Annotated in this window: 18 protein-coding genes; all 18 read left to right on the top strand. The window is 24.4% G+C overall.

The features are described 5' to 3' along the window. Positions 1 to 4 precede the first annotated feature (4 nt). The 18 genes from AC4FQW_RS08310 (at position 5) to galU (ending at position 20,463) form a co-directional block, all read left to right on the top strand. Complete coding sequence (locus tag AC4FQW_RS08310) at positions 5 to 1,234, top strand: nucleotide sugar dehydrogenase (protein WP_491148451.1); 1,230 nt, start codon at positions 5 to 7, stop codon at positions 1,232 to 1,234. 12 nt (positions 1,235 to 1,246) lie between these two features. Continuing rightward, entirely contained in the window at positions 1,247 to 2,401 is a 1,155-nt protein-coding gene (gene cps2T / locus AC4FQW_RS08305; protein ID WP_491148449.1) for a beta 1-4 rhamnosyltransferase Cps2T, read from the top strand. 25 nt (positions 2,402 to 2,426) lie between these two features. Next, complete coding sequence (locus AC4FQW_RS08300; RefSeq protein WP_491148447.1) at positions 2,427 to 3,035, top strand: acyltransferase; 609 nt, start codon at positions 2,427 to 2,429, stop codon at positions 3,033 to 3,035. 21 nt (positions 3,036 to 3,056) lie between these two features. Next, complete coding sequence (locus AC4FQW_RS08295; protein ID WP_491148445.1) at positions 3,057 to 4,937, top strand: alginate lyase family protein; 1,881 nt, start codon at positions 3,057 to 3,059, stop codon at positions 4,935 to 4,937. A 15-nt stretch (positions 4,938 to 4,952) separates the two neighbouring features. Then, the gene (locus tag AC4FQW_RS08290; protein WP_491148443.1) at positions 4,953 to 6,314 is read left to right on the top strand and encodes a phenylacetate--CoA ligase family protein; all 1,362 of its coding nucleotides are present in this window, start codon (positions 4,953 to 4,955) and stop codon (positions 6,312 to 6,314) included. Between the two features lie 24 nt (positions 6,315 to 6,338). Then, positions 6,339 to 7,370 (top strand): glycosyltransferase, encoded by a 1,032-nt coding sequence (locus tag AC4FQW_RS08285; protein ID WP_491148441.1) that lies wholly within the window; start codon positions 6,339 to 6,341, stop codon positions 7,368 to 7,370. Positions 7,371 to 7,383: 13 nt separating this feature from the next. Beyond that, positions 7,384 to 8,856 (top strand): lipopolysaccharide biosynthesis protein, encoded by a 1,473-nt coding sequence (locus AC4FQW_RS08280; RefSeq protein WP_491148439.1) that lies wholly within the window; start codon positions 7,384 to 7,386, stop codon positions 8,854 to 8,856. Positions 8,857 to 8,858: 2 nt separating this feature from the next. Beyond that, positions 8,859 to 9,995, top strand: coding sequence for a hypothetical protein (locus tag AC4FQW_RS08275; protein ID WP_491148437.1), 1,137 nt, complete (start codon positions 8,859 to 8,861; stop codon positions 9,993 to 9,995). A gap of 19 nt (positions 9,996 to 10,014) precedes the next feature. Beyond that, a complete protein-coding gene (locus AC4FQW_RS08270; protein ID WP_491148435.1) occupies positions 10,015 to 11,223 on the top strand; it encodes a polysaccharide deacetylase family protein in 1,209 nt (402 codons plus the stop codon). 38 nt (positions 11,224 to 11,261) lie between these two features. After that, positions 11,262 to 12,512 carry a hypothetical protein gene (locus AC4FQW_RS08265; RefSeq protein WP_491148433.1) on the top strand — a complete coding sequence of 417 codons (1,251 nt, stop codon included), beginning with the start codon at positions 11,262 to 11,264 and terminating at the stop codon, positions 12,510 to 12,512. 82 nt (positions 12,513 to 12,594) lie between these two features. Further along, positions 12,595 to 13,803 (top strand): glycosyltransferase, encoded by a 1,209-nt coding sequence (locus AC4FQW_RS08260; RefSeq protein WP_491148431.1) that lies wholly within the window; start codon positions 12,595 to 12,597, stop codon positions 13,801 to 13,803. 14 nt (positions 13,804 to 13,817) lie between these two features. Further along, complete coding sequence (locus tag AC4FQW_RS08255; protein WP_491148429.1) at positions 13,818 to 14,933, top strand: glycosyltransferase; 1,116 nt, start codon at positions 13,818 to 13,820, stop codon at positions 14,931 to 14,933. Positions 14,934 to 14,957: 24 nt separating this feature from the next. Next, positions 14,958 to 15,866, top strand: coding sequence for a glucose-1-phosphate thymidylyltransferase RfbA (gene rfbA, locus AC4FQW_RS08250; protein ID WP_491148427.1), 909 nt, complete (start codon positions 14,958 to 14,960; stop codon positions 15,864 to 15,866). A 15-nt stretch (positions 15,867 to 15,881) separates the two neighbouring features. After that, positions 15,882 to 16,445: a dTDP-4-dehydrorhamnose 3,5-epimerase gene (gene rfbC / locus AC4FQW_RS08245; RefSeq protein ID WP_491148426.1), complete on the top strand. Its 564-nt coding sequence runs from the start codon at positions 15,882 to 15,884 to the stop codon at positions 16,443 to 16,445. An 18-nt stretch (positions 16,446 to 16,463) separates the two neighbouring features. Further along, on the top strand, positions 16,464 to 17,348 hold the full coding sequence (gene rfbD, locus AC4FQW_RS08240; protein WP_491148424.1) for a dTDP-4-dehydrorhamnose reductase: 885 nt from the start codon (positions 16,464 to 16,466) through the stop codon (positions 17,346 to 17,348). Between the two features lie 15 nt (positions 17,349 to 17,363). After that, positions 17,364 to 18,413 carry a dTDP-glucose 4,6-dehydratase gene (gene rfbB / locus AC4FQW_RS08235; RefSeq protein ID WP_491148422.1) on the top strand — a complete coding sequence of 350 codons (1,050 nt, stop codon included), beginning with the start codon at positions 17,364 to 17,366 and terminating at the stop codon, positions 18,411 to 18,413. A gap of 10 nt (positions 18,414 to 18,423) precedes the next feature. Continuing rightward, positions 18,424 to 19,545 (top strand): non-hydrolyzing UDP-N-acetylglucosamine 2-epimerase, encoded by a 1,122-nt coding sequence (gene wecB / locus AC4FQW_RS08230; protein ID WP_491148420.1) that lies wholly within the window; start codon positions 18,424 to 18,426, stop codon positions 19,543 to 19,545. Positions 19,546 to 19,587: 42 nt separating this feature from the next. Beyond that, complete coding sequence (galU, locus tag AC4FQW_RS08225) at positions 19,588 to 20,463, top strand: UTP--glucose-1-phosphate uridylyltransferase GalU (protein ID WP_491148704.1); 876 nt, start codon at positions 19,588 to 19,590, stop codon at positions 20,461 to 20,463. Positions 20,464 to 20,618: the final 155 nt, after the last annotated feature.

Raw genomic sequence — 20,618 nt, 5'->3', positions numbered from 1 at the left:
TAATATGAAAAAATTAAATATTATAGGATTAGGTTACATTGGATTACCAACTGCACTTTCTTTTGCATCTGCAGGTGTAGAAGTTGTTGGTACAGATTATAATAAAGATATAGTAGATACTTTAAATCATGGAAAGACAACATTTAAGGAAGATGGATTAGATGAATTGTATAAAAAAGCACTTAATAAAGGAATTACATTTTCTAATGAGTACTTAAGAACAGACAGGTATATAATAACAGTTCCAACACCATATATAAAGGAGACCAAGAAATTAGATTCAAAATATGTTATTGCAGCTGTAAATTCGGTTTTAGATGTATGTGAAAAAGGAACTATTCTTATAATAGAATCGACAGTATCACCAGGCACTATGGATAAATTTGTTAGACCGATAGTTGAAGAAAGAGGTTTTAAAATAGGTGAAGATATACATTTAGTGCATGCACCAGAAAGAATAATACCAGGTAATATGGTATATGAATTAGAATATAATTCAAGAACTATAGGTGCTGATAATGTAGAAATTGGACAAATGGTAAGAGAATGGTACAAATCTTTTTGTAAGGGAGATATAGTAGTTACAGATATAAAAACTGCTGAGCTTTCAAAAGTTGTAGAAAATACATTTAGAGATATAAATATAGCATTTGCAAATGAGCTTTCAAGAATATGTAGAAGAGAAAATATGGACGTTTATGAACTTATAAAAATAGCTAATAAGCATCCAAGAGTGAATATATTAACTCCAGGCCCAGGTGTTGGTGGACATTGTATATCTGTTGATCCATGGTTCTTAGTTGGAGATTATCCAGATTTAGTTAACATAATAAAAGCAGCAAGAGAGGTTAATGATTCACAACCAGATTTTGTTATAGATAGAATAAGAGATGTTATGAATGAAAATGGAATAACTGATATTTCAAAAGTTGGCTTATATGGACTTACATATAAAGAAAATGTTGATGACATGAGAGAAAGTCCAACTCTTCAATTATTAGAAAAATTAGAAAGATATTTTGTAAAGGGAATTAAGGTATATGATCCATGGATAGAAGAAAAGAAGTTAGAAAATCAATATAATAGCTTTGAAAGATTTTTAAATGATGTCGAGTTAGTTGTTATACTTGTAGCACATGATCATATAAAAGATAATAAAGAATTATTAGATAATAAAATAGTATTAGATACTAAAAATATCATTAATTTTGCTAAAAAAATATATAAGCTATAGGATGAATGAATTATGAAAGAAATTTTTATTATTGGATCAAAAGGAATACCTGCAAAATATGGAGGTTTTGAAACTTTTGTAGAAAAACTTACAGAGAATAAAAAAAATAACCAAATAAAATATCATGTTTCATGTTTGAGTGATAATTTTAACGAATTTGAACATAATAATGCTAGATGTTTTAATGTAAAAGTCCCTAATATTGGACCAGCTAAGGCTGTATATTATGATATAAAAGCATTAAAAAAAAGCCTTGAATATATTGAAGAAAATAATATAAAAAATTCGATTATATATATTTTAGCGTGTAGAATAGGACCTTTTTTAGGATATTATAAAAATAAGGCTAAAAAATTAGGTGTTAAAATTTATGTTAATCCTGATGGCCATGAGTGGAAAAGAGCAAAGTGGAATTATTTTATAAAAAGATATTGGAAACTTTCTGAAAAATTAATGGTGAAAAACGCTGACTTATTAATATGTGATTCTAGAAACATAGAAAAATATATAAAGGAAGATTATAAAAAGTATAATCCAAATACAACTTTTATAGCGTATGGTGCAGATATGAATAAATCTAAATTAACTGATGAAGATGAGGTTTTATTAAAATGGTATAAAAAAAATCAACTTAATACTAAAGAGTATTATTTAGTTGTTGGAAGGTTTGTTCCAGAAAATAACTATGAAGTAATGATAACAGAGTTTATGAAATCGAAGACAGATAAAAACTTTGTATTAATAACAAATGTTGAAAAAAATAAATTTTATGATGATTTAAAAGAAAAAACTGATTTTGATAAAGATAAAAGAATAAAATTTGTTGGGACTGTATATAATCAAGAATTGTTAAAAAAAATAAGAGAAAATGCTTATGGATATATTCATGGTCATGAAGTAGGTGGTACAAATCCATCATTACTAGAAGCTTTAGCAAGCACTGACTTGAATTTATTATTAGATGTAGGATTTAATAGGGAAGTTGGAAAAAATGGAGCGGTATATTATTCTAAAGAAGAGGGAAGTTTATGTAAATTACTTAATAATCTAGAATATATTTCAGATGATGAAATAAAGAATATATCATTAATGGCAAAAAAAAGAATAATTAATAATTATACATGGGATATTATTGTAAATAAATATGAGGATACGTTTTTTAATTAAATATGAAAGATGTGAGTAGTTTCTAATGAAAATAAAAAATATATTTAAAATTTCAATTTTTAAATCTATTTGGTATTCTATTAAATTTAAAGGAAAAATATTTGTTGGAAAAGGTTGTAATATAATTATAGCGAAAAATGCAAAAATAAAAATTAATAATGGAATTTTAAAATTAGGAATTTCGTATAACATTCCTAATAAAATGATATTACAAATAGAAAAAAAAGGATTATTTATAGTAAATGGTAATGTTTCTATAGGAAGAGGATGTAAGGTAGTTATTGGTGAAAATGCTGAGATGGAAATAAATAATAATAGTTATATAAATGAATGTTCAAAAATTGTATGTATGAAAAAGATAAGAATTGGTGAAAATTGTGCAATTTCTTGGAATGTTAATATATTGGATACTGATTATCATTTTATTATAAAAGATGGAGTAATAAAAGAAAGGGAAAAAGAGGTAATTATACATAATAAAGTATGGATTGGATGCAATTCAACAATTCTAAAAGGTACTGTAATAGGAGAAAATAGTATAATTTCAGCTAATTCTTTAGTTAATACAATTATACAAAATAATATTTTGTTTTATAATGGAAAACAAATTTCAGGTTATGATTGGAAGATATAAATTATAAGCCAGGAGATTAAAATGATAAAAAAAGTATTTAAAATTATTAGAAAAAAAGGATTAAAGCAACTAATTAATATAATTTTAAAAAGATTAAAAATTTATATTGAAAGCTATATATATAAGTTTAAAAAAGATAAATATACATATTTGAATTATAATACAAATAAAAAAAGATTATTAAGAAATAATTATGAAATAAAAGAAATGTTCAAAAATGATGGGAATATTTTAAATGCAGCAGATAAAATAATTAATCATAAGTTTAATTTTTTGGGAATGAATTATTTAAATATAGGAAAAAATATTCTTTGGAATAGAGATTATATTAATAAATTTTCGTGGAAAAATAATTATTATAAAAAAATAAAAATTGTAGATAAAGATTATAATGCTGATGTTAAGTTACCATGGGAGTTATCAAGAATGCATCAATTGGTTATTTTAGGACAAGCGTATATTATATCAAATGATGAAAAATATACAATTGAGTTTATAAATCAATTAAATTCATGGATGAAAGAAAATCCATATAAGATGTCGGTAAATTGGACTTGTGCAATGGAAGTTGCAATAAGGTCAGTAAATATAATTATCTCTCTAGAATTATTTGAAGATAGTAAATTATTAAATAAAGATTTTAAATATTTAATTAATGATTTATTGTATAAGCATGGAAGCTTTATATATGAAAATTTAGAAATAGTTGATGGAGTCAAATCAAATCATTATTTAGCTGATATATGTGGGTTATTTTGGTTAGGAATATATTTTGGACAATATGATAATAAAACAAAAGAGTGGTTTGAATTTGGGTGTAAAGAATTAGAAGTAGAAATATTAAATGAGACCAATAAGGATGGAACAAGTTATGAAGGCTCCACTTCTTATCATAAATTAGTTACAGAAATGTTCTTATTTAGTGCGATATTTGCTGAGAAAAATGGATATTATTTCTCAAAAGATTTTAATGATAGATTAAAATTGATGATAGAATTTTTATTTAATATTTCAAAAGTAGATTATACAATACCATTATTAGGAGATAATGATGATGGAAGATTTATAATTTTAGAGAAATATTATTCAAGTAAAAAGTATTCAATAAAATATCTTATTGCCTTGGCATGTGGGTATTTTGGTTGTAAAGATGTAAATCTAAATATAAAAAATATAGATTCATTTAAATTTGTATATGGAAAAAAGGAAATTAAAAATAATTGTCAATTCATAAGAAATAATTGTTATAAATATGGTGGATATTACATGTTAAGAAATGAAAGAATTAATATGATAATTAGATGTGGAGAATTGTCATTTAGAGGTCAAGGTGCACATAGTCATAATGATCAATTGAGTTTTGTATTGAATATAGATGGAAATGATATATTTATAGATCCAGGAAGTTATGTATATACTTCAAATTATGAGTTAAGAAATAAATTCAGAAGCACATCCATGCATAATACAGTTTTGATAAATAATACTGAACAAAATGAAATAGATTTTGAAATTTTATTTGCGCTTAAAGAAAGAACATATTCTAAAAAGGTATTTTTTAATGAGTATAAGTTTATAGGAATCCATGAAGGATACAAAAGTGCTTATGGATTAATTCATAAAAGAGAAATAAATTTAAATAAAAATGAAATAAATGTAATTGATGAAATATTAGGAGAAAATAAAGAAATTAAAAAAGTTATTTTAAATTTATCACCAAATGTAGAATTGAAAATAATAGATAATGAGATAATTATAAATTCATATATTCATATAATAACGGATTTAGAATTTTATGTAAATAAATCTATGATGTCAGAATCATATGGCGTTTTAAATAAAAATAAACAAATAATTTTTGAAACTAGTTTAAATAAATTTAAAATAAAAATAAAAATATAAAAAGGAATTGTTATTATGAAAAAAAACTTGATAAATAAATTACTACAACCTTTAAAATATGTATATAAAAGTATTCCAGATTATTATAGATATGGACGAATATATAGAAAAAGATATAATGAACTATGTTCATTTGATGAAACTTTATCAAGAAATCAAGTTGAAAAATTACAATTACAAAAATTACAAAAACTAATTAAATATTGTTATGATAATGTTCCATATTATAAAGAATTATTTTTAAAAGAAAATATTATTCCAGAGGATATAAAAAATATAGAAGATATAAAAAAGATTCCATATTTAACAAAAGATATTATTAGAGAAAATGCAGAAAAACTAATATCTAATAAATATGATAAAAATAAAATTTCTCCAGTAGTAACAGGTGGAACTACTGGAGTTCCTCTAAAATTATATATGGATAAAGGTTATGACAAAGATAATGAGTGGGCATATACAACATATATATGGAAGGAAATAGGATATAGCCCTTTTAAAGTGAATAAAAGTGTGATATTAAGAGGAAATAAACCAGAAGGTGAATTTTTTGAATATAGAGGAAGAGATTTAATACTATCAGGATATGATATGAGTGATGAAAATATAGAAAAGTATGTGAACCTAGTAAATAGATTTAATCCAGACTTTTTTCAAGTATATCCTTCATTTGCTTATGAATTTGTTAAATTAATAAAGAAAAATAATTTAAAAATAAAAACTAAAATTAAAGCAGTAATATCTGCTTCAGAAAATTTATATAGTTTTCAAAAAGACTTAATTGAAGAGGTATTAAATTGTAAGGTTTATACTTTTTATGGGCATACTGAACATTCAGTATTAGCAAAGCAATGTCTTAAAAGTGGAAACCTTCATTTTATTCCCCAATATGGTTATGTAGAAATAATTAATGAAAACAATGAATATGCTAAAAATGGTGAAGCGGGAGAAATTGTTTGTACAGGATTTAATAATTATGTTATGCCATTATTAAGATATAGAACAAATGATATTGGAGTATATATTGAAGAAAAATGTGAATGTAATAGTAATTATAAAAGTATTTCTAAAATTGAAGGAAGAAAACAAGAATTTTTTGTTGATAAAAATAATAAAAAAATTTCATATATTTATCAAGATGTCCCATTATGGGAAATAAAAGATAAAATAAAAGCATACCAATATGTTCAAGATGAAAAAGGAAAACTAATATTAAAAATAGTTTCTAATGAAGAAATATCAAATAAGCAAGTTGAGTTAGTAAATTCAGTATTTAATAAATATTATTCAAATATTGAACTAAAAATTATATTTACAGATAAATTAGAAAGAACTAGAAGTGGTAAATTTAGATATCTTATACAAAATATTAAGTAAAAATAAGAAGTTGAGGGAATAAATATGATAATTCAAATTGGACCATATCCGCCACCAGTAGGGGGAATATCAATTTATATAAAGAGATTAAAAGAAATTTTAGATAAATTGAATATAGAAAATGAAGTATGGACTAATACTGATGTAAAAGAAAAGTATGGAATTAAAGTATATAGGAATAGAGAGATATTATTTAAAGTTTTAAAGTACAAGAAAAATATAGATATTATACATATAAATCAAGCTGGAAGAAAAAATAAAATTTATTTTGGAATTTTAAATTTGTTTTTTGGGAAAAAAATAAGAAAAATAATAACTATGCATGGAGATTGCACAGATCTTTTTGACGGATTTTGGGGTAAAATAGCAAAGTATACTTTAAATACATTTGATGTTATTATTTGCGTAAAAAAAGGAGATAAAGATTTACTACAAAAGAATGGAATAAGCACATGTATTATTGAAGAAAATGCCTATATAAATCCAATAAAATTTGAAAAATTACCAAATAAAATAGAAGAATTTATATTAAAAAAAGATTTTATTATTTCAAGTAATGCATCTTCTTTAGATAATTTATATTCAATTGAAGAGATAATAATAATGGTTTATAAATTAAAAAAGATATATTTTAATAAAAATATAGGTTTAGTATTCTTAATTCCTCAGATTGATGATATTAAAGAATTTAAAAGATTAAATGATATTATTAAAAAATTAGGATTAAAAGATGATATTTTATTATATAGTGAAGAAAAAGTAGAATTTTCTTCATTAATTTTAAAAAGTGATTTAACTATAAGAGCAACAAAAGAAGATGGATATGGAGTTTCTATACCAGAATCTATTAGTTTAAATACTCCAGTTTTAGCAAGTGATGCATGTAAAAGGGCAGAAGGAACAATTTTATTTAAAAACTATGACTATGATGATATGTTAGAGAAGACTAAAAATATTATTGATAATTATCACTATTATTTAAGAAAAGTAAAAAAAATAAAAATAAAAGATGCAAGTGAGACTATATTAAATCTATATAAAAATAAAGGTCAATAATAAAGAGGTAAAAATGAATTCAAATAATAATTCAAAAGGAAATTTAATAAGAAAAGCAACTATAATTTATGTTATAGGACAATTTATTATGAAAGGTGTTAATTTTTTCTTAATACCTTTATATACACATAAATTAGGAACTGTTGGATTTGGACAATTATCATTAATAGATATGATATATTCTTTTGCAACTATATTTATAACTATAGGAATAGGATCAGGATATACTAGATTTTATAATGAATATAAAAGTGAAGATGAAAAAAGAATATTAAAAAACACAACAATAACTTTTGCAATAGTTTTAGCGGTTATAATAACAATTTTAGGAACTATATTTTCTCCAGTATATTCTGAAAGCCTGTTACATATAAGTAATTCTAATTTTTTAATGTTTTTATTGCTGGTAAGGTGTGCTACAGATCAAATAATATATATATTATTAATAGAGTATTCAATGACATATAATGCTAAAAAAGTGGTAATTATAGAAACTTTGAAAGTTATATTAAGTACAATTTTAATAATAATATTAATAAATATTTTAAAAAACGGAGTTATGTCTATATATATGGGATATGTCATTGGCAATATTCCTATAATGATATATTTATTTATAACTCAAAGAAAATCTTTTGAAATTACAATTAATAAAAAGATGTTGCAAGAAATGTCAAATTATAGTATACAATTGATTCCATCAGGATTATCAAGTGTAGTATTAAATTTAGCAGATAGATATGTTATAGAGTATTTTTGTGGTTTATCAACTACGGGGATATATTCATTGGGATATAAGATAGGAATGCTTATAGATCCAATTTTTATAGATCCATTTAGAAAAACATTCACTCCTTTTAAATTTTCGGTTTGTCATGATAGTGATGCAAGTGAAAAACTATCATCTAAATATGAAAGTTATAATATTTTAGGAATAGGAATTGTGTTTTTAATATCAATATTTAGTAAAACTCTTATAGGAATAATTTCTACTCCAGATTTTATAGATGCATATAAGATAATACCATTAATATTAATATCATATTTTATATACGGTAAATCGCAATTTTATAGTTTAGGAATGCATGTATCAAATAAAACATATTACGATGCTTATGTGATGATAATTGGAGGAGTATTAAATATTATACTTAATATCATTTTAGTTCATTATTTTGGAATGTATGGTGCAACTATATCAACAGTTATATCATATTATATTATGAATATTTTATATAAAAAAGTATCTGATAAATTATCAAGTTATGAGTTTAAAACAAGTAAAAAAACAATATTTATGTATTTAATAACTATAATAATGTATGCAATATATTTTACTTTAACATTATTTATTAAAAGTTCAATATTAGAATTTTTGTTTGAGTGTATAATTGCATTTTTATGGATTTTCCTAGTAGATAAATTAAAGATAATAGCTGTGAAAAGTATAGTTATAAATATATTTTCAAAATATTTAAGGAGATAGTAATGAAAGAAAAATTAAAATTGTTGACCTTTGATACACAGTCTGCAACTACACTTAGCTTAATTAGAAATTTGGGACAACAAGGAATAGAAATATTATTAGTAAAAGACAAAAAAAGTAGTATAACTAGTTTAAATGAAAAATCAAAATATATAAAGGAAATAAAGAAAATAACATGGCATGATAATGATGAAAAACAATTTATATATGATTTAATTAATATAGGTAAAAAAGATGCATATATTATTATTGCAGCTGACGATAATATTAATAGTATAATATGTAATAATTTTAGTGTTCTTAATAAATATTTTAAGTTACCATATAAAAATGCTGATATTATAAAATCTAATATAGATAAAAAATTATTCTATAATTTAATGAAAGAAAAGAATATAGTGATACCTAAAACTATTTTTGTAAACAAAGAAGCTGATTTAGTATATATTAAACAAAATTTTAAATTTCCAATAATATTAAAGCCAAATAAAATGTATAATAAAATTTTTAGAAATATATTTGGTGATAAATATTATAAAATATATTCTTATGAGGAGTTACAATCTTTCAAAAATGACATTTTAAAATTATATGGAGATTTGATAATACAAGAGTGTGTTAATTATAAAAAGTCGCTTTGTGTCTATGGATTTTTCAATAATGAATTTAAGAAAGTTAATGTACTAAAGAAAGATCTATTAGGAGAAGGTGGAACTACAGTATTAGGGCATTTAGTAAATGATGAGGATATAGTTTATATAAGCAATAATATATTGAAAAGTATAGACTATAATGGTTTTGCAGAATTAGAATTTTTGTATGATGAAGATAATAAAGAATATAAGTTGTTAGAAATAAATACTAGGCCGGTTCAATGGTGTAGTATAACAAAATATGTTAATAATTCATGTGAAGTATACCCATTTGATGAAAGTAATAAATTAAAAGCAACAAATAAAGATATATATATATATTATGAAAGTGGATTAATAGAATTATATAAACAAAAGAAAATTTCATTAAATAAATTTTTGAAAATAATGTTTGGATATAAATATAAATCTATGTTTTCAGATTATAGAGATTTAAGACCTACTATTAGATATAAATTAAGGTGTTTAAAACAAATATTAAAATAAACTAAGGCAGGAAAATGTAATGAATATATGTAAATGGTATAATGATGCGAACTCACCAGTTGTATTTATGATAGATGATTTAGCAAATGTATGGGTTGATACTAATAATAATGGAGAGATTGATATAGAAGAAGATTGGGGATATGCAGGATTTTCTGAAAATTCTTCATTTAGATATTTAGAAAATAATATTCTTAGGGATTTTAAGAATATAAAAGTTACTTTTTTTGTTCCAGTAGGTAATAGAGTTGGAATGATAGAAAATCCTTATATAAAATCAATATCAAGACCAATTAATAATTCAAATAAAAGTAAAGAATTTTTTAAAAAAATAAATGATAGTACAAAATTTGAAATAGCATACCATGGAACTGATCATGGAAGAGTTGGAAAAATAAATGAAGATTTTATACAGGAATGGGAACTATTCAATAGTGTTGAAGAAGCCAATTTAAAAACTAGAAAAGGAATTGATATTTATATAGATACATTAGGAAAAAAACCATTAGGTGGTAAGTACTGTGGATATATGAGTAATCAATTTTCAGATTGTAGTATAGATGAATTGAAATTTTTATGGTGGTGTAGATTCTGTAATTTAGATACTCAGGCTGCATCAAAGGAAAATAGATTAATTAAAGAATTTCATGGAATAGATACAAATTTTATTACTAATAATGATATAAAATTTTTTGGAAAAAACAATATTATAGATATTCCAACAACAGTTAATGGTGGATTGCTTACAGGTATATATTCAAGAAATGGGAATTTACCAAAAAAAATATTAAAAACTTTATTTCCACAAATTTTATCAAGAAAAAAATTGAAAATTATAGATAGTTTAATTGAAAATAAATTAATAATATCTATACAAGAGCATATATCTCCAGCTAGAGATGATGGTAGAAGGCAAACTCCCAATATATATGATGATAAAAAAAGCTTAGTTAATATATTTAAGTATTTAAAAAATAAAAATATATGGAATTGTACATGCAGTGAACTTGCTTCTTATGTATATTATAGAGAAAATATTAAATTTGAGATAGTTGAAGATGGTTTTGATACAAATTTTAAAATGTTGGAAAAATATGAATATAGATTTATTACTATAAAAATTAAAAAAGTAAAAAGTATAAAAACACCTTCTGGAAAAATTATAAAGGGAATAAGTGGAATTTTTAATATTCCATTAGAAAATGGAATATATAAGTATGTAGATTAGATATAGTAATAATAATTTATTGGGAAGAGGAGATTTGTTTGGAAAAAATTAATTCTGATATAGATGCATCTAGTAAAAGTTTATCAAAAATAATGTTTTGGATAATTATTTCGATAATGTTTTTTAATGATGTTATAAGAGAAACAATTTTTGGACATAATATATTTTCAAAATATAATATTATTTATATAATACTAAGTTTTATTTTATTTTATAAATTAATTGTTTACAAAAGATTGAAAATAGTATGGATTATAATATTATTCTTTTTTTGGAGTATTGGAATAGCATTTAATAATAATTTTGATTTAATAAGTAAATTTAGAATAATATTTTTTCTTATAATTCCATTATATTTTTGTGTTGATAATTTTATTACGATAAAAAGTATAAATAGATTTTTGAAGATTTATAATAAAATAATAATAGTGTTATTATTGTTTGGAACTATAGATTTTTTCTTGGATGGAAAGTTAATGAATTATGTTATATCAATATTTAATAGATATCCATTGAAAGATTTAATGTATGAAGAAAGAAGTTGGGAAGTATACAGATATTATTCAATTATTGGACATCCACTAACCAATGCAACATATTTTCTTTTTTATCTTATTATTAATTTTACATATGGAATAAAAGATAAATTTGTAACTAATAAAGCAGTTATTATAATTGTTGGGTTATTAGGACTACTTATTTCAGGAAGTAAAACTGCAATTTTAATAGGGCTAGTTTACATTATATTAATGTATGGACTTGGCGGAAAGAAAAAAATATTAAATAGTATTTTAATATTAAGTATTATTATCTTATTATTTAATACAAGTTTTTTTAGAGAAATATTATTAACAAGATTTAAGGTTGCTATAGATTCAGGAGATATTACAACTGGTAGAAATTCATTAATTTCTATTTTAGAATCATCATCTTATGTATTAAAGCCAAAATTTTTAGGATTAGGTTTAGGAGTATCAAGAAAGGTGGCAATTAGTTTAGGAAGTAATATATTTAACTTTGAATATCCATTTATAATGTTATTATATGATTTTGGATATTTAGGTGAATTAATTATATACATATATATGATTTTAATACCTTTAGTTAAAGGAATTTTAAATAGGAATATGGTACATATAATTTCTATAGTAGCTATTTTCGTTATGGTAAATACTAATAATGGAATTGCAAATATATCTGATTCTACTGTTTTATATGGAATTTTTATCCTTGTGTTGAATAGTATATTTTTTAATAAGAAAAATGATAAATTTAAAATAGATATATAGATTTTAAAATATAAATTTCTTGAATATTAATAATTTTAGTTAATGTAAATGGTGAAGAAATCTTTAGAAAAGAGGAAAAGTAATGGAAAAGATCATGTATATAACAGATTATGTTGAAGGTTTTCCTGTAGTTGCATCAGTAAGATACTCAGATCTTATGGAGCAATATAATAAAGCATTTGATGTTATTGTTGTTAATGATTTAAAGTATGGAGATTCAAAGAGTAAATATTCAAAAGAAAATTTAAAATTTTATACTGGAAAATTAAATTTTAATGTTAATAATAGAGGTTCAAATAGAAATTCTTTTAAAGATTTATTTAGGCAAGATTGGATATTAAAAATTTGGAGGAATTACAAGTATAGCTATTTGAAATTTAAAAGAGAGAATGATAAAAATTTAGATAAAATTATTGAAATTATAGAAAATAAAAAAATAAAAAAGGTTTTTATAACTGTTCCAGATGTTTATTCAATATATATTGCTAAATATATAAAAGAAATAAATAAAAGTATAATAATTATTACTGAAATTAGAGATATATTAAATCATAATATAGGTAAAGGGAATCCAAGATTTATAATGAAAAAAGCAGAAAGAAATATGTTAGAAATTTCAGATGGATTAATAGTTTTATCAGAAGGAATAGAAAATTATTATAGACAAATGGATAATACAAAGACAATTAAATTAATAAAAAATGGATATAATAGTAGAGACTTTGAAGAGTTTGATTATACATATGAAAGTAAAAAAGGAAGAATAGTTTTAGCTCATATAGGATCTATTTATAAAGGAAGAAATATAAAAGATTTTATTTTAGCATTGATAAAATATAGTGATGAAAGAAATATAAATATTATATTTAATGTTGTTGGATTCTTAGATAGTGAAGCATTAAATGACTTAGAGGAAATAGATCATTTAGTAAAAGAGTCTAAAGTAGTTTTAAATATTATAGGAACTGTTGAACATAAGAAAGCAATAGAATATTTAGTTAACTCAGATATTGCAGTTATATTAACACATATTAGCGGAAGTGGATTTGCTATTCCAGGAAAGACATTTGAATATATAGGTGCAGAAAAACCTATATTAGCAGTTACTAATGATAAACCATTAGTTGATTTAATAAATCATAAGTATGGGGAATGTGCTAAGCATAATATTGATGATATAGTAAAAAAACTAAAAATTATATTAGATACATCATATGATTTTCAAGATAAATATAAATATACACGTAAGTTTCAAGCTGATAAAATAATAGATTTTATAAAATCATTTTAGAAAGGAAATTTATTATGAGAGTATTAATGCAATCAAGGCAAAATCTATTTACTTTGCCAGGAGGAGATACAATACAATTATTAAAAACTAAAGAGTATCTAGAAAAAAGAGGCATAGATGTTGATATATCAACAGAACTTGAACCAGATTTAAATAAATATGATATAGTACATTTGTTTAATTTAACGAGAGTACAAGAAACTTATTTTCAAGCAAAAAATGCAAAAAAACAAAATAAAAAAATTATATTATCAACAATATATTGGCCTACTGATGAATTTGAAAGAAAAGGTCAAATTGGTATTAGAAAAGTTATAAATAATTTAATCAGTATAAATAATATAGAGAGATTAAAGGCTTTTTATAAATATTATATAAAAGATGAGAGGCATAAGGGAACTAAGTATTTAATGCTAAATAGTTTTAAAAAAATGCAAGATGAAATTTTACAATTAGTTGATTGGTTTCTTCCTAATTCGTATATGGAAATGGATGAGTTAGGAAAAAAATTCTATTTTAATAAGGATGATTATACAGTTGTTCCAAATGCGATAGACTTAGATAAAATAAATAATTTAGATGATTGTGAATATGAAGAGAAATATAGTAAGTATAAGGATTACATATTATGTGTAGGTAGATTAGAAACTAGAAAAAATCAATTAAATGTAATAAAAGCATTAAAAAATTCAAGTTATAAAGTACTATTTATAGGAGCTATATCACCTGGGCATAGAAAATACGGAGAAAAGGTAATTAATGAAATAAATTCAAATTCGAATTTTGAATATATTGAAAAAATTGATAATGCAGAATTATATAAGATATATAAGCAATGTAAGGTTCATATATTACCAAGTTGGCTTGAAACACCAGGATTAGTTTCATTAGAAGCAGCTGTAATGGGGTGTAATATTGTAGTATCTGATAGGGGGACAACTAAAGATTATTTTAAAAATTATGCTTATTATTGTAAGCCTGACGATATAGAGTCAATATTATGTGCAACTAATAGTGCTATGAATAATGACTATAGTAATGATTTTAGAAAATATATTTTACAAAATTACACATGGGAAAAAGCCGCTGAAAAAACAGAAGAAGGATATAGAATTTTATTAAGTTTATAAAAAGAAATCTTAGGAGGAATTTATATGAAAGGAATAATACTAGCTGGAGGAAGTGGAACAAGACTTTATCCAGTAACAAAGGCAATGTCAAAACAAATGGTTCCAGTATATGATAAACCAATGATATATTATCCAATGTCAGTTTTGATGCTTTCAGGGATAAAAGATATTCTAATTATATCAACACCAAGAGATATAGTTCATTTTAAAGAATTATTTAAAGATGGTTCAGAACTTGGATTAAATATAGAATATGCAATTCAAGAGCAACCAAATGGACTTGCAGAAGCATTTATGATAGGAGAAGAATTTATAGGTAATGATAATGTTGCCATGATACTTGGAGATAATATATTTTATGGACAAAGCTTCTCAGAAAAGTTAGTAAATGCAGCAAATCTTAAAGAAGGTGCAATGATATTTGGATATTATGTTCAAGATCCAAGAGCTTTTGGAGTTGTTGAGTTTGATAAAGAGGGTAAAGTGTTATCTTTAGAAGAAAAACCAGAAAAGCCAAAATCAAAATATGCAGTTCCAGGTCTTTATTTCTATGATAATTCAGTAATTGAAAAAGCTAAGGCTTTAAAGCCATCAGCAAGAGGAGAACTTGAAATAACTGATTTAAATAAAGTTTATATGGAAGAAGGAAATTTAAGTGTAACATTACTTGGAAGAGGAATGGCTTGGCTTGATACGGGAACTCATGCTTCAATGCTTCAAGCATCAAATTTTGTTGAAGCTGTTCAAAATACTCAAGGAACATATATTGCTTGTCTTGAAGAAATTGCATATAGAAAAGGTTGGATAGGTGAAGATAAAGTAATAGAACTTGCTAAACCTTTAATGAAAACAGGATATGGAAAATATTTAGTTGATATTGTTGAAGAAGCTGAAAAACAAAAGGCATATGAAGAAGTTGCAGCAACTAAATAGAGAGGATGAAATAAAATGGGAAAGTTTAATTTTATTGAAACCAAAATTAAAGATTTATATATTATAGAACCTACAGTCTTTGGAGATGAAAGAGGATACTTTATGGAAACATATAGTAAGAAAGATTTTTTTGAGGCTGGTCTTGCTATGGAATTTGTTCAAGATAATGAATCAAAGTCAAGAAAAGGTGTATTAAGAGGACTTCATTTTCAAACACAAAAAACTCAAGGTAAGTTAGTTAGAGTTACAAGTGGAGCTGTTTATGATGTAGCTGTTGATTTAAGAAAAGGATCACCAACATATGGACAGTGGGAAGGTGTACTTTTAACATCAGAAAATAAAAAACAATTTTATGTTCCTGAAGGATTTGCACATGGTTTTCTAGTAGTTTCAGATGAAGCAACTTTTAATTATAAATGTACAAACTTCTATGCACCAGAATATGATGGTGGAGTTTTATGGAATGATCCAGATATTGGAGTAGAATGGCCATTAGAAGGAATTGATGAAATTTTATTATCAGAAAAAGATAAAAATCAAAAAACATTAAAAGAACTTGATTTACCATTTGTATATTAAGCATTGGAGGAACGTATTATGAAAATACTTATTACAGGTGCAAAAGGTCAACTTGGTAATGAATTAATTTCAATAATTAATTCAGGAAAATCAGAAATAGGGGATATGCCAAGTTATGTTAAAGATTATGAAGTTATAGCATTAGATGTTGATAAACTTGATATAATAAATCTTTCACAAGTTAAAGAAGTTGTAAGAATTGAAAATCCGGATGTAATAATAAACTGTGCTGCAGCTACCAATGTTGATGGATGTGAAACAGATAAAGAATTTGCATTTAAAGTTAACACTTTAGGAGCAAGAAATTTAGCTATTGCAGCTGAAGAAAATGGTTCAAAATTAGTACAAGTTTCAACTGATTATGTATTTAGTGGTACAACTCAAGAAACTCCTTTTACAGAATTTGATTTAACTGGACCATATAGCGTATATGGAAAAACAAAACTTGAGGGAGAGAAATTTGTCAGAGAATTATGCTCAAAATATTTCATAGTTAGAACAGCATGGCTTTATGGATATATAGGACATAATTTTGTATATACAATGAGAAAACTTGGACAAGAAAGAGATAAGTTAACAGTTGTTAATGATCAAACTGGAAATCCAACAAATGCAAATGATTTAGCTTACCATATTTTAAAGCTTATAGAAACAGAGGAATATGGAGTATATCATTGTACAGGAAATGGAGAATGTACATGGTATGATTTTGCTAAGAAGATAATGGAACTTTCAAATATTGATTGTGAAGTAGTTCCTTGTACTTCAGAACAATTTAAAACAGCAGCAAAAAGACCAGAGTATTCATCATTAGATAATATGATGCTTAGATGTACAATTGGTGATGAAATGAGAGATTGGGAAGAAGCTATAGAAAACTTTATAAGTAATCTTAATAAATAATAGGAGTGAATAATAATGAAAACATACTTAGTTACTGGTGGAGCAGGATTTATAGGATCAAATTTCGTACTTTATATGCTAAATAAGTATAAAGATATAAAAATACTAAATTTAGATAAATTAACTTATGCAGGAAATTTAGAAAATTTAAAATCAGTTGAAAATGATGAAAGACATATATTTGTTCAAGGAGATATTTGTGATAAAGAATTAGTTACAAGACTTTTTGAAAAATATGATATAGATTATGTAGCTCATTTTGCTGCTGAATCTCATGTTGATAGAAGTATAAAAGAACCAGAAATATTTGCAAAGACAAATGTTTTAGGAACAGTAAACTTACTTAATTGTGCAAAAAATGCATGGGAAACAGAAAATGGATGGAAAGAAGGGGTTAAGTTTCTTCATGTATCAACAGATGAAGTATATGGTTCACTTGGAGATACAGGATACTTTATGGAAACAACACCATTAGATCCACATAGTCCATATTCATCAAGTAAAGCAGGATCAGACTTAATGGTTAAGGCATATGCAGATACATATAAAATGCCAGTTAACATAACAAGATGTTCAAATAACTATGGACCATACCAATTCCCTGAAAAATTAATACCACTTTTAATAAATAATTGTTTAGAGCATAGAGATTTACCTGTATACGGTGATGGTATGAATATAAGAGATTGGTTATTTGTTGAAGATCATGCTAAAGCAATTGACATGGTAATTAATAATGGAAGATTAGGAGAAGTTTATAACATTGGTGGACATAATGAAAGAACTAACATTCAAATAGTTAAAACAGTAATTTCATATATTAATGAAAATGTTGATAAAGAAGTTACAGAAAACTTAATTAAGTTTGTTGAAGATAGAAAAGGTCATGATAGAAGATATGGAATAGATCCAACTAAAATCAAAGAAGAACTTGGGTGGTATCCAGAAACAACATTTGAAGTTGGAATAAAGAAAACTATTAAATGGTATTTAGATAATAAAAAATGGATGAATAATGTAACATCTGGAGAATATCAAAGTTATTATGAAAATATGTATAGGTAGGAGATAATATATGAAAAAGATAAAAGTATTATCAGTTTTTGGAACAAGACCTGAAGGAATAAAAATGTGTCCACTAGTTAAGGCACTTGAAAAAGACGATAGATTTGAATCAATAGTATGTGTAACAGCACAACATAGAGAAATGCTTGATACAGTACTTGAAATATTTGATGTTCATCAAGATTATGATCTTGATATAATGGCTCACGGACAAACAATAGTTGATATATCAAGTAAAGTTTTAAAGGGAGTAGATGAAGTAATTAAAAAATGTCAGCCAGATATAGTATTAGTTCACGGAGATACTTCAACAACTTTAAATGGAGCACTTGCTGCATTTTATAATCAAGTTCCAGTAGGACATGTAGAAGCTGGGCTTAGAACATATGATATATATTCACCATTCCCAGAAGAAGCAAATAGAAAACTTACAGGTGCTATAACAACACTTCATTTTGCTCCAACAAAAACAAATAAAGCTAATCTTTTAAAAGAAGGTGTAGCAGAAGAAAAAATATTTATTACAGGAAATACAGTAATTGATGCGTTACTTAGTGTAATAGATGATACATTAATGTTTGAACAGCCAATATTAAATGATATAGATTATAAAAATAAAAATGTAATATTACTTACAACTCATAGAAGAGAAAATTGGGGAGAGCCAATGGAAAATATCTTCAAAGCAATGATTAAGCTTATTGAAGAAGATGAAAGGGTAGAAGTTATATTCCCAATGCACAAAAATCCTGCAATAAGAGAGTTAGCTCATAAATATTTTGATGAATATGCAGGAAGAGTATTCTTAATAGAACCTCTTGAGTATGTTGAATTTGCAAATCTTATGTCAAGAGTTAAGCTTATAATGACAGATTCAGGTGGAATTCAAGAAGAAGCACCAACACTTGGAAAACCAGTAATGGTACTTAGAACAGAAACAGAAAGACCAGAAGCAGTTGAAGCAGGTACAATAAAACTTGCAGGAATTGAAACAGATAAAATTTATGAAGAAGCTAAGAAACTTTTATTAGATGAAGAAGCATATAAAGAAATGGCACATGCAGAGAATCCATATGGAGATGGAACAGCTTGTATAAAGATATTAGATGTAATAAGTAATTACTTTATTTAAATTTTTAGTTAGTTAAAAAGGAAAAAGAATTATGAATAAAAAATAAGAAAGGCAATAATACCATCAGCAGGCCTTGGTACAAGATTTTTACCAGCGACAAAAGCACAACCAAAAGAAATGCTTCCAATAGTTGATAAACCAACAATTCAATATATTATAGAAGAAGCAATAGCTTCAGGAATAGAAGAAATACTTATAATAACAGGAAGAAGCAAAAAATGTATAGAAGACCATTTTGATAGATCAGTAGAACTTGAGCTAGAACTTAAAAAATCAGGTAAAAAAGAAATGCTTAAAATGGTTGAAGATATATCAAATATGGCAGATATATATTATATAAGACAAAAAGAACCTAAAGGACTTGGACATGCTATAAGTTGTGCTAAAACTTTCGTAGGGAATGAACCATTTGCAATATTACTTGGAGATGATGTTGTATATAATGATGAAAAACCATGCTTAAAGCAACTTATTGATTGTTATAATGAGTATAATACATCAGTACTTGGAGTACAAACTGTACCAGAAGATAAAGTAAATAAATATGGTATAGTTGATGGAATATTAATTGAAGATAGAGTATGCAAAGTTAAAGGATTAGTTGAAAAGCCAAGTGTTGAAGAAGCACCATCAAATGTTGCTATACTTGGAAGATATATTGTTACACCAAAAATATTTGAAATTTTAGAAAGAACAAAACCAGGTAAGGGTGGAGAAATTCAACTTACAGATGCATTACTTGAGCTTATAAATGAAGAAGCAATGTATGCATATAACTTCGAAGGAAGAAGATATGATGTTGGAGATAAGCAAGGTTTCTTAGAAGCAACAGTTGAATATGCATTAAGAAGAGAAGATTTAAGAGATGGCTTTATGGAGTATTTAAAAGCATTAGCAGAAAAAGAAGAAAATAAATAATAATTACTTTATTACCTCAAATGTATTATTAAATTAAATTTTAATAGTATATTTGAGGAAATTTTTTTATCTATATATAAATTTAATTAAATAGTATAATAAACAAAGTTTTTTATATATAATATTATTATGTTAATTTTAGAATATTATAGGTT

Source organism: Clostridium sp. TJA085 (assembly GCF_058310235.1).
Note: the sequence above shows the minus strand (reverse complement) of the source record. Positions and strands in the feature narration are given on the sequence as shown.

Bases quoted from the DNA above. Each gene is read 5' to 3' on its own strand.
- AC4FQW_RS08310 (WP_491148451.1), top strand. From the start codon at position 5: ATGAAAAAATTAAATATTATAGGATTAGGTTACATTGGATTACCAACT.
- cps2T (WP_491148449.1), top strand. From the start codon at position 1,247: ATGAAAGAAATTTTTATTATTGGATCAAAAGGAATACCTGCAAAATAT.
- AC4FQW_RS08300 (WP_491148447.1), top strand. From the start codon at position 2,427: ATGAAAATAAAAAATATATTTAAAATTTCAATTTTTAAATCTATTTGG.
- AC4FQW_RS08295 (WP_491148445.1), top strand. From the start codon at position 3,057: ATGATAAAAAAAGTATTTAAAATTATTAGAAAAAAAGGATTAAAGCAA.
- AC4FQW_RS08290 (WP_491148443.1), top strand. From the start codon at position 4,953: ATGAAAAAAAACTTGATAAATAAATTACTACAACCTTTAAAATATGTA.
- AC4FQW_RS08285 (WP_491148441.1), top strand. From the start codon at position 6,339: ATGATAATTCAAATTGGACCATATCCGCCACCAGTAGGGGGAATATCA.
- AC4FQW_RS08280 (WP_491148439.1), top strand. From the start codon at position 7,384: ATGAATTCAAATAATAATTCAAAAGGAAATTTAATAAGAAAAGCAACT.
- AC4FQW_RS08275 (WP_491148437.1), top strand. From the start codon at position 8,859: ATGAAAGAAAAATTAAAATTGTTGACCTTTGATACACAGTCTGCAACT.
- AC4FQW_RS08270 (WP_491148435.1), top strand. From the start codon at position 10,015: ATGAATATATGTAAATGGTATAATGATGCGAACTCACCAGTTGTATTT.
- AC4FQW_RS08260 (WP_491148431.1), top strand. From the start codon at position 12,595: ATGGAAAAGATCATGTATATAACAGATTATGTTGAAGGTTTTCCTGTA.
- AC4FQW_RS08255 (WP_491148429.1), top strand. From the start codon at position 13,818: ATGAGAGTATTAATGCAATCAAGGCAAAATCTATTTACTTTGCCAGGA.
- rfbA (WP_491148427.1), top strand. From the start codon at position 14,958: ATGAAAGGAATAATACTAGCTGGAGGAAGTGGAACAAGACTTTATCCA.
- rfbC (WP_491148426.1), top strand. From the start codon at position 15,882: ATGGGAAAGTTTAATTTTATTGAAACCAAAATTAAAGATTTATATATT.
- rfbD (WP_491148424.1), top strand. From the start codon at position 16,464: ATGAAAATACTTATTACAGGTGCAAAAGGTCAACTTGGTAATGAATTA.
- rfbB (WP_491148422.1), top strand. From the start codon at position 17,364: ATGAAAACATACTTAGTTACTGGTGGAGCAGGATTTATAGGATCAAAT.
- wecB (WP_491148420.1), top strand. From the start codon at position 18,424: ATGAAAAAGATAAAAGTATTATCAGTTTTTGGAACAAGACCTGAAGGA.